Raw genomic sequence first — 1,967 nt, 5'->3', positions numbered from 1 at the left:
GGCGGAAAGCCCAAGAGTACATTTTCTGACAGCGCTGCAATTTTCTCTGATATCAGCACATTGATGCGGGAGTTTTTCCCCGCGCTATCACAAACACCAATCACTCACTACTGGGGCGGCACACTGGGGATGCCGAGAAATAAAAGTCCTCATGCCTTGTTTGATCCTGAGACAGGTGTTGGCAGCATTGGAGGCTACGCTGGCGAAGGCGTTGGTGCATCCAATTTGATGGCCCGCACCCTGGTTGATTTGATTCTGAATAAAAATACCGAATTGAGCAGTATGCCGTGGGCACACCGCAGCAGCATGAAAAAGGTTCTGCGCCGATGGGAACCAGAGCCTCTTCGCTGGATAGCCTATAAAAGCATTCTGGGCACACTAATTAAAGAAGAAGCTATTCTCAGCGATCCCAACAGCCCCAACTGGAAGCGTAAAATGATTCACCGTATTGCCGGAGCCGCCAACTCCATTCTCTAAACGATTCCGGATACTATCGCCAGCAAACACCGCGTCGTATTAGCGCAACAGCTCTGAAACATTAAACGCCATTTCCAGAACTTGATCCGCGTTTAATCGCGGATCACACTGGGTTTCATAGCGCTTTGCAAGATCACTTTCGGATACCCGATAAGAACCGCCGACACACTCAGTCACATGCTGTCCGGTCATCTCCAGATGGATACCACCCGGATGCGCACCCTCGGCACGCAACACCCCAAAGAACTGCTGGATCTCGGATAAAATCCGATCAAACGATCGGGTTTTAAAGCCGTTACCTGCCTTCACGGTATTACCATGCATGGGATCACTGGACCAAACAACGTTTCGACCTTCGGCAGTTACTGCTCTCGCCAGTGCAGGCAGTTTATCAGCCAGTGTATCCGCGCCCATGCGAGTGATCAGTGTCAGGCGACCCGCATCGTTATTAGGATTAAGGGCATCAATCAGTCTCAGTAACTCATCTGATGTAATGCCTGGTCCAATCTTGACTCCAATCGGGTTGTGAATACCACGCATATACTCCACATGCGCTGCATCCAATTGACGGGTGCGCTCACCGATCCACAACATATGGGCCGCGCAGTTGTACCAATGCCCCGATAAGCTGTCACGACGAGTCAACGCCTCTTCATAGTTCAGCAACAATGCTTCGTGAGAGGTATAGAGATCCGTCTCACGCAACACGGGTGTATTTTCGCTGTTGATTCCCATGACCTCCATAAACGACAAAGCGTCCTGTATTTCATGGGCCAGCTTTTGGTATTTTTCACACAGTTCATTACCGGACACGAAGCCCAAATTCCAGCCATTCACTTGGTGCAAGTCGGCCAGACCACCATGAGCAAACGCGCGTAGCAAATTCAAAGTCGCCGTGGATTGATGATACGCTCGCAACATTCTCTGCGGGTCAACTTCACGATCATCAGCACTGAAATCAGCACCATTGATAATATCGCCACGAAAACTGGGTAATTCGACACCGTCCCGGACTTCGACATCTGAAGAGCGTGGCTTGGCAAACTGGCCCGCAATACGCCCAACCTTGACCACAGGCTTGCGACCCGCGTAGGTCAAGACAATCGCCATCTGCAGGATGACCTTAAACGTATCGCGAATATTATTGGCAGAGAAATCGATAAACGTCTCTGCGCAATCACCACCCTGCAATAAAAACGCATTACCTTCGGCAACCTGCGACAGCTGTCGTCGCAGCGAACGCGCCTCCTCGGCAAAAACCAGAGGCGGAAATGTTGAGAGCTGAGTCTCCACATCGGCGAGCGCCATTGGATCTTCGTAGCATGGCTGTTGATGCGCAGGACGGGCTCTCCAGCTGGAAGGCTTCCATTCACTGGATGCAGATTTAGGGGTTACTTGGGACATGTCTAAGTCTCTCTAATATATCTGTCTGATAAGTCGCTCTGGTATACGTCGTTCTGGTATACGTCGTTCTGGTATACGTCGTTCTG

1 protein-coding gene and 1 pseudogene are annotated in these 1,967 nt (G+C 50.7%); one reads left to right on the top strand and one right to left on the bottom strand.

Annotation, left to right across the window (positions count from 1 at the left end; translation table 11 throughout):
• Positions 1-477, top strand: a pseudogene (locus ACTG33_RS17115) (FAD-dependent oxidoreductase); the annotation flags it as partial.
• A gap of 39 nt (positions 478-516) precedes the next feature.
• Here the strand turns inward: ACTG33_RS17115 and ACTG33_RS17110 are convergent.
• The gene (locus ACTG33_RS17110; protein ID WP_439136479.1) at positions 517-1,881 is read right to left on the bottom strand and encodes a class II 3-deoxy-7-phosphoheptulonate synthase; all 1,365 of its coding nucleotides are present in this window, start codon (positions 1,879-1,881) and stop codon (positions 517-519) included.
• Between the last annotated feature and the right edge of the window lie 86 nt (positions 1,882-1,967).

Source organism: Pseudomaricurvus sp., from assembly GCF_965662505.1.
Taxonomy (GTDB): domain Bacteria; phylum Pseudomonadota; class Gammaproteobacteria; order Pseudomonadales; family Cellvibrionaceae; genus Pseudomaricurvus.
The sequence above is the reverse complement of the archived record's forward strand: the minus strand, read 5'-3'. Positions and strand labels throughout refer to the sequence as shown.